Annotated in this window: 6 protein-coding genes, 3 tRNA genes and 1 pseudogene; 3 read left to right on the top strand and 7 right to left on the bottom strand. The window is 70.5% G+C overall.

The genetic code is table 11. The features are described from left to right. Positions 1-87: 87 nt before the first annotated feature. From DEI89_RS17060 to DEI89_RS17050, 3 genes and pseudogenes are all read right to left on the bottom strand, one after another. A pseudogene (locus DEI89_RS17060) lies at positions 88-885 on the bottom strand (nitroreductase family protein); the annotation flags it as partial. 29 nt (positions 886-914) lie between these two features. Beyond that, on the bottom strand, positions 915-1283 hold the full coding sequence (locus DEI89_RS17055; RefSeq protein ID WP_258369036.1) for a hypothetical protein: 369 nt from the start codon (positions 1281-1283) through the stop codon (positions 915-917). A 100-nt stretch (positions 1284-1383) separates the two neighbouring features. Beyond that, positions 1384-1821 (bottom strand): Lrp/AsnC family transcriptional regulator, encoded by a 438-nt coding sequence (locus DEI89_RS17050; RefSeq protein ID WP_110905250.1) that lies wholly within the window; start codon positions 1819-1821, stop codon positions 1384-1386. Positions 1822-2028: 207 nt separating this feature from the next. Between DEI89_RS17050 and ddaH the strand changes: the two genes are divergently transcribed. Further along, a complete protein-coding gene (gene ddaH / locus DEI89_RS17045) occupies positions 2029-2922 on the top strand; it encodes a dimethylargininase (RefSeq protein WP_220034555.1) in 894 nt (297 codons plus the stop codon). Beyond that, positions 2922-4157 (top strand): ornithine--oxo-acid transaminase, encoded by a 1236-nt coding sequence (rocD, locus tag DEI89_RS17040; protein WP_110905249.1) that lies wholly within the window; start codon positions 2922-2924, stop codon positions 4155-4157. Before ddaH ends, rocD begins: the two co-directional genes overlap by 1 nt. A 207-nt stretch (positions 4158-4364) precedes the next feature. On the opposite strand, the gene DEI89_RS17035 is transcribed toward rocD, so the two are convergent. Continuing rightward, positions 4365-5366 carry an SDR family oxidoreductase gene (locus DEI89_RS17035; protein WP_110905253.1) on the bottom strand — a complete coding sequence of 334 codons (1002 nt, stop codon included), beginning with the start codon at positions 5364-5366 and terminating at the stop codon, positions 4365-4367. Positions 5367-5660: 294 nt separating this feature from the next. Between DEI89_RS17035 and DEI89_RS17030 the strand changes: the two genes are divergently transcribed. Next, a complete protein-coding gene (locus tag DEI89_RS17030; protein WP_110905248.1) occupies positions 5661-6671 on the top strand; it encodes an aldo/keto reductase family protein in 1011 nt (336 codons plus the stop codon). A gap of 203 nt (positions 6672-6874) precedes the next feature. Here DEI89_RS17030 and DEI89_RS17025 read toward each other — a convergent pair. From DEI89_RS17025 to DEI89_RS17015, 3 genes are all read right to left on the bottom strand, one after another. Then, positions 6875-6947: transfer RNA gene (locus DEI89_RS17025), tRNA-Phe, on the bottom strand. A 1-nt stretch (position 6948) separates the two neighbouring features. Further along, positions 6949-7025: transfer RNA gene (locus DEI89_RS17020), tRNA-Asp, on the bottom strand. A gap of 72 nt (positions 7026-7097) precedes the next feature. Continuing rightward, a tRNA-Glu gene (locus tag DEI89_RS17015) sits at positions 7098-7170 on the bottom strand. Positions 7171-7365: the final 195 nt, after the last annotated feature.

Raw genomic sequence — 7365 nt, 5'->3', positions numbered from 1 at the left:
AGCAGGCCTGGCGCGACGTCGTCTTCGTGCACTGGCGCGTGGACGTCTCCGCGGTGGCGCCGCTGCTGCCGTCGGGCCCGACCCCACCACCGGCTGGTCGTCCCAGCCCTGCTGCGGCGTCGCGCACGTGCCGCGGAACACGTACTGCGAGGGCCGCTTCCGCTCGTTCGACACCCAGTCGATCGCGGGTCGGCGGCGCTCGGGCGGGGTGTACCCGATCCGGTACACGGCCATGAGTTCCAGCTCCGGCGGGACCTCGAGCAGCTGTTCGACCTGGTTCCAGGACTCCTCGATCTCCATCGGGAACGACACGAACTGGATCCCGAGGCCGAGCTCGGTGGTCGCCAGCCAGATGTTCTCCATCGCCGCTCCCATGCTGAACACGGAGTAGAAGGCGTTGCGGGCCTCCTTCCGGTACTCGGCCCGGTCGAGCATCACCCCGAGCAGCAGCGGCGACCCGGCGACGAGCTTCCGGTTCTCCTCACCCAGGGTCTGCGGGACCCGGAGGGCGTTCATCAGGAACTGCCCCCGCTTCGTGAACACCTGGTTCGTGAACGGACGGAGCGGCTTCGGCAGCTTGTCGAACAGCATGCCGTCGCGACGCTCGTCCATCTCGGCCTGCGAGAACCGGAAGTACGGCCGGTACCGCTCGAAGAACGTGCCCCGGGACATGGTCGTCGTCATCGCGCTGCCGCTGATGTCCGCGATCCGGTCGATCGTGTCGCGCTCCTCGACGAGGACGAACCGCCACGGCTGGCTGTTCAGCTGCGACGGCGCCCGCCCGGCCAGTTCCACCAGCAGGCGCTGGTGCTCCTCGGACACCGGGTCCGGCAGGAACGCCCCGTTGGTGGTGCGTCGGCGCCGGATGGCCTCGATGAGTTCCACTGCTGTCCTCCCGGTACGGCGGCATGCGGTCATTGCCGCGCCAGGACCGCCCCCAGGTAGGACGGCGCTGCGGCGACCGCGACTCTCCAGTGTGCTCCGCCCCGTGGGTTGGTGCGTGGAGCGAGCGCCAGCGGGACGAGCGCCGGCAGCAGGAACAGCGCCGCGCGGGACCGTGTCCACAGCGGTGTCGTCGCGGCCGCTCCGGTGAGCACGGCGGTCGCCACGAACAGCCCGTGGTGGACCACCCGCAGCCGTCGGGTGCGGATCAGGCGCAGCGCGACGGCGGTGCCCCACAGGCAGTTGACGACGTAAGCGACGGTCGCAGCGGCGACCATCCGCCGGGCGGTGACCGACCCGGGAGGCCCGCCCAGCCTCCCGGCTGCCGTCCCACGTCCCATGGACGCGACCCTACCCTCCCGCAAAACGCAACCCGGGCGACTGCGCGCAAGGGGATACCGCTGCGAGATGACGCCCACGTTGCGTTTCGCGGGAGAGGGGTCAGTCGGAACCGCGGCTGACGAGCTTCGACAGCACGATCGCGGAGCGGGTGTGGTCGACCTGCGGGGCGAGGCGGACGCGGTCCAGTGCTTCTTCGAGGGCCGGCAGGTCCCGTGAGCGCATGTGCACCACGGCGTCGGCACTGCCCGTGACGGTGCCGGCGTCGACGACCTCGGGCACTGCGTCGAGCAGGGTGCGCAGTTCGTCGGGGGAGACTGTGCCGCGGCAGTAGAGCTCGACCCAGGCCTCGGTGCCACGGTCGTCCACGGCGGGGTCCACCTTGATCGTGAAGCCCTGGATCACGCCGTCGGCGACGAGCCGGTCGACGCGGCGCTTCACGGCGGAGGCGGAGAGCCCGACGACCGAGCCCATGTCGCCGTAGCCGGCGCGGGCGTTCTCCCGGAGCTGGTCGAGGATGCGGTGGTCGAGCGAATCCATTGTCCGCATCCTACGCGGGGTCGTTGCGAGCGGATGCGGCGGGACGCATGAAATGTGCGTGTCGAGCCGTGCCATCCAACGGCCCTCCTGTGCAAGGATCAGGGCAGGCGTCGACCTGGTCCGCCTCCGGCGAGTGAGCCTGCATCTCGTCGGAGCTCTCACCGTGGTGGTTCCTGGCAGGCTCGGGCCCCGGTCCTGGAGGACCTCGTGTCGAACACCGCACCCCAGCCCACTGCCGCCGCCCCGCAGCGTACGGCCACGCACCGCACCGTCCTGATGTGCAAGCCGACCCACTACACGGTCAGCTACCGGATCAACCCCTGGATGCACCCGGAGGAGCCGACCGACACCGCGAAGGCCGTCGCCCAGTGGCAGAGCCTGGTCGACGTCTACGAGCAGCTCGGCTTCGAGATCCAGCAGATCGCACCGATCGAGGGCCTGCCGGACATGGTCTACGCGGCCAACGGCGGCTTCGTGCTCGACGGTGTCGCCTACGGTGCGAAGTTCCAGTACCCCGAGCGTCAGCCCGAGGGCCCGGCCTACATGGACTGGTTCCGTCAGGCCGGCCTGACCGTCGCCGAGCCCGAGGAGACGAACGAGGGCGAGGGCGACTTCCTGCTCATCGGCGACACGATCTACGCCGGCACCGGCTTCCGTTCGGACAGCACCTCGCACGAGGAGCTCGCCCGCGTGTACGGCCGGGAGGTCGTCACGCTCAAGCTCGTCAACCCGAGCTTCTACCACCTGGACACGGCCATCGCGGCGCTCGACCCGGTGCCGGACGCGTCCGGCCGCTCCAACATCGCGTACCTCGAGAGCGCCTTCGACGAGCCGTCCCTGGCGATCCTGCGCGAGCGCTTCCCGGACGCGATCATCGCGACCGAGGAGGACGCCGCCATCCTCGGCCTGAACTCCTACTCCGACGGGTACAACGTCGTGATCGCCGCGCGTGCCACCACGTTCGCCTCGCAGCTCCGCGAGAAGGGCTACAACCCGATCGGCGTCGACCTGTCCGAGCTGCTCCTCGGCGGCGGCGGTGTGAAGTGCTGCACGCTCGACCTGCACCCGATCGGCACCGGTACCTCCGTGGCACGGTCCTGATGCCCACGGACACCGGACGCACCCCCGGGCCGGCGACCGTGGCGGCGCTCGCCGTCGAGGACCGTGCCCTCGCGCACAACTACAGCCCGCTGCCGGTCGTCATCGCGTCCGGCCACGGTGCGACGGTCACGGACGTCGACGGCCGCACCTACCTGGACGGGCTCGCCGCCTACTCGGCGGTCAACTTCGGGCACGGCAACCCGCGCCTCCTGACCGCGGCCCGTGACCAGCTCGACCGGGTGACGCTGACGAGCCGTGCGTTCGTCACCGACCGGCTCGGCCCGTTCGCCGAGGGGCTCACCGCGCTCACCGGCACCGAGATGATGCTGCCGATGAACACCGGCGCCGAGGCGGTCGAGTCCGCGATCAAGGTCGCCCGCGCCTGGGGCTACCGCGCCAAGGGCGTGCCGCAGGGGCAGGCCACGGTCATCGTCGCGAGCGGGAACTTCCACGGCCGCACGACGACGATCATCTCGTTCTCGGACGACCCCGACGCGCGGAACGACTTCGGGCCGTACACGCCCGGGTTCCGCACCGTCCCGTACGGGGACGCGGCGGCACTCCGGGAGGCGATGGACGAGACCGTCGTCGCCGTGCTGCTCGAGCCGATCCAGGGTGAGGGCGGCGTCGTCATCCCGCCGGCCGACTACCTGCCCGCGGTCCGCGAGGTCTGCGACGAGTTCGGCGCGCTGTTCATCGCCGACGAGATCCAGTCGGGCCTCGGACGCACCGGCCACACCCTCGCGGTCCAGCGCGTGGACGTGACGCCGGACCTGATCACGCTCGGCAAGGCCCTGGGCGGCGGGATCGTCCCGGTGTCCGCCGTGGTCGGCCGGGCCGACGTGCTCGGGGTGCTGCGGCCGGGGGAGCACGGCTCGACCTTCGGCGGCAACCCGCTCGCAGCCGCCGTCGGCACCGAGGTCGTCGCGATGCTCGTCGAGGGCACGTTCCAGCAGCGGGCGCTCGACGGCGAACCGGTGCTGCGCGGGTTCCTCGACGAGCTCATCGGCCAGGGCGTCGTCGCACACCGCGTCGCCGGGCTCTGGGCCGGGATCGACATCGACCCGGCGCTCGGCACCGGCAAGCTGGTCGCGAAGGAGCTGGCCGCCCGAGGCGTCCTCGTGAAGGACACGCACGGGTCCACGATCCGCTTCGCGCCGCCGCTCGTCGTCACCGACGAGGAGATCGCCACCGCGATGCAGGCACTCGGCGCGGTCCTCCGCGACCTGGCGTAGCCGACCGCCGGTCGCGCGGCCGCCGGCGCGAGCCGCCCACGCACAACCGGAACCGGTCCGAACCACGAACTCCCGTGGTTCGGACCGGTTCCTGTTGTGCCCCTCCCGGCGGCACCGCGGCGCGGCGAGCAGGGGCGCGGGGCGCGGGGCGGGCGGACGGGAGGCGCAGGACGGCTCCGCCACGCGCCTCCCGTCCGGCAGACGGCGCTAGACGCGACCCGGCGCGTACGCCTCCGCCAGCCGGTCCATGAGGGCGTCCTTCTCCTCGTCGACGACCTGCGCCTCCGGGTGCGCGTCGTACCAGGCGACCAGCTCACGGGCGCCCTCGCGGAACGACGTCCGGGCAGCCCATCCCGGCACCAGCGTCCGCACCTTGCTGTTGTCGAACACCATGCTGTTCGCCTTGTCGCCGACCACGCCGGCGCCCCACTCCGGGTCCGCGGCCATGATCGCGTCCGCCGGCACGTGCACGATCTGCGGTTCCGGGGCGCCCGCGGCGGCGGCGACCTCCTGGTGGATGCGGTCCCAGGTCGGCGACTCCTGGCCGGTGATGTGGAACGCCTCGCCGATCGCCTCGGCCCGGTCGAGCACCCCGACGATCGCGACCGCGAAGTCCCGCGCGTGCGTGATCGTCCACAGCGAGGTCCCGTCGCCCGGCACGACGACCGGCTTGCCCGCACGCATCCGCGCGACGACCGTCCACCCGCCGTCGAACGGCAGCAGGGTCTCGTCGTAGGTGTGCGACGGCCGGATGATCGTCATCGGGAAGTCGTCCTGCCGGTACGCGGCGACCAGCAGGTCCTCGCATGCGATCTTGTCCCGCGAGTACTGCCAGTACGGGTTCTTCAGCGGCGTCGACTCGGTCACCGGCAGGTGCGTCGGCGGGGTCTGGTACGCCGAAGCCGAGCTGATGAACACGTACTGCCGGGTCTTGCCGGTGAAGAAGTCGATGTCGGCCTGCACCTGGTCCGGGGTGAACGCGACGAAGTCGATGACGACGTCGAAGGTGCGGTCGCCGATCGCCGCCGCCAGCGCGTCCCGGTCCGCCACGTCGGCCTGGAGGCGCGTCACCGCATCCGGCAGGGTCCGCTTCTCCGTCGCGCCCCGGTTCAGCACCGAGACGGCGAAGCCCTGGTCCACCGCCTCGCGCACGCAGGCGGCACTGATGATGCCGCTCCCGCCGATGAACAGCACGCTCGGTCCGGTCATGGATGCTCCCTTGCTCCCGGCGGTGCGTCCGCGCACCGCGCCTCTTGCGATCCTGCACCGTCGCGGCCGCGTCCCGTCACCGGTGGCACACCGCGCCCGCCCGACGAGCTCGCTTCGGGCGTCCGTGCCCAGGCACGATCGTCGAGAAGACCCCGGAACGATCACTGGCCACGGCCACATCGCCGGGGTCACGTCGTTCTCGGAACGGTTCCTGCTGGATCGGCGGTACTGACCGCAGGACTAGCGTCGCGAGCGGTGCCGCATCGACGCGGCCGCGACAGGAGTGACAGACACATGGAGTACCGCTACCTCGGCAACTCGGGCCTCAAGGTCTCCGAGATCACCTACGGCAACTGGCTCACCCACGCCTCCCAGGTCGAGAACGACGCGGCGATCGCCTGCGTCAAGGCCGCCCTCGAGGTCGGCATCTCGACGTTCGACACCGCCGACGTGTACGCGAACACCGGCGCCGAGACGGTCCTCGGCGAAGCGCTGAAGGGCGAGCGTCGCCAGTCGCTCGAGATCGCGACGAAGGTCTTCGGCCCGACCGGTCCCAAGGGCCACAACGACACCGGGCTCTCGCGGAAGCACATCCTCGAGTCGATCGACGGCTCGCTCGGCCGCCTGCAGACCGACTACGTCGACCTGTACCAGGCGCACCGCTTCGACCACGAGACCCCGCTCGAAGAGACCATGCAGGCGTTCGCCGACATCGTCCGTCAGGGCAAGGTCCTGTACGTCGGCGTCTCCGAGTGGACCGCCGACCAGCTCCGTGCCGGTGCCGCGCTGGCGAAGGACCTGGGCTTCCAGCTCATCTCGAACCAGCCGCAGTACTCCGCGCTCTGGCGGGTCATCGAGGAGGAAGTCGTCCCCACCTCGAAGGAACTCGGCATCTCGCAGATCGTCTGGTCCCCGATCGCCCAGGGCGTCCTGACAGGGAAGTACCAGCCCGGTCAGCCGCTGCCCGAGGGCTCCCGCGCGACCGATGACAAGGGCGGCGCGAAGATGATCGAGCGCTTCATGAACGACCAGGTGCTCACCGCCGTGCAGGAGCTCAAGCCGGTCGCGGACGAGCTCAGCCTGTCGATGGCGCAGCTCGCCGTGGCATGGGTGCTGCAGAACGAGAACGTGGCGTCGGCGATCATCGGAGCCTCGCGTCCGGAGCAGGTGCACGACAACGCCGGCGCTGCCGGGGTGCAGATCCCGGCCGAGCTGATGTCCCGCATCGACGACGCCCTCGGTGCCGTCGTCGAGCGCGACCCGGCGAAGACGAACGACAGCAGCCCGAAGACCCGCGAGGCGTAGACCGCGCTGCCCGGCCGGGACGAGCCTCCCGGCCGGCTGCGCACAACAGAAGGCGGCTCGAACCACGGGAATCCGCGGTTCGAGCCGCCTTCCGTTGTGCGTGGACGGTCCGAACCGGTTCCTGTCGGCTGCGACCGCCGAGGCAGTTCGCCTGCGCGCGCAACGCAAAAGAGCCCCCTACCGAAGTAGGGGGCTCTTCACTGTGGCTGGACGCGGCGTCGATCCGCGGACCTTTCGATTTTCAGTCGAACGCTCTACCAACTGAGCTACCCAGCCGTGGCGACCCTGACGGGACTTGAACCCGCGACCTCCGCCGTGACAGGGCGGCACGCTAACCAACTGCGCTACAGGGCCATATGGAATTGCTTGTGTTGCTGGTCTTGCTTCGGTGTCGTTCTGTTCTGCTTGCTGTCCCCCGGTGAGGAGTGACCCCAACGGGATTCGAACCCGTGCTGCCGCCGTGAAAGGGCGGTGTCCTAGGCCACTAAACGATGGGGCCGCAAGCAGTGCATCGCGCTACCGATGGACAAGCATACGGACGGTCGGCCCTCTTGCCAAATCGAGCCCGCCGAACGATCCGCTTGGGCGTGTCGCGCTACCTCGACGGACCCTCAGGGAGTGGCCGGAGCGGGCTCCCGAGGAGCGGGCCGACCCGGTGCGAGCATCGATGCTGACCTCTCACCCTCGAACGGGG

Origin of the sequence: Curtobacterium sp. MCBD17_030 (assembly GCF_003224255.1) — a bacterium.
Lineage (GTDB): Bacteria > Actinomycetota > Actinomycetes > Actinomycetales > Microbacteriaceae > Curtobacterium.
This window is presented reverse-complemented; position numbering and strand designations above follow the sequence as displayed.

Excerpts from the sequence above, each read along its gene's own strand:
- DEI89_RS17055 (WP_258369036.1), bottom strand. The coding sequence starts at position 1,283 with ATGGGACGTGGGACGGCAGCCGGGAGGCTGGGCGGGCCTCCCGGGTCG.
- DEI89_RS17050 (WP_110905250.1), bottom strand. The coding sequence starts at position 1,821 with ATGGATTCGCTCGACCACCGCATCCTCGACCAGCTCCGGGAGAACGCC.
- rocD (WP_110905249.1), top strand. The coding sequence starts at position 2,922 with ATGCCCACGGACACCGGACGCACCCCCGGGCCGGCGACCGTGGCGGCG.
- DEI89_RS17035 (WP_110905253.1), bottom strand. The coding sequence starts at position 5,366 with ATGACCGGACCGAGCGTGCTGTTCATCGGCGGGAGCGGCATCATCAGT.
- DEI89_RS17030 (WP_110905248.1), top strand. The coding sequence starts at position 5,661 with ATGGAGTACCGCTACCTCGGCAACTCGGGCCTCAAGGTCTCCGAGATC.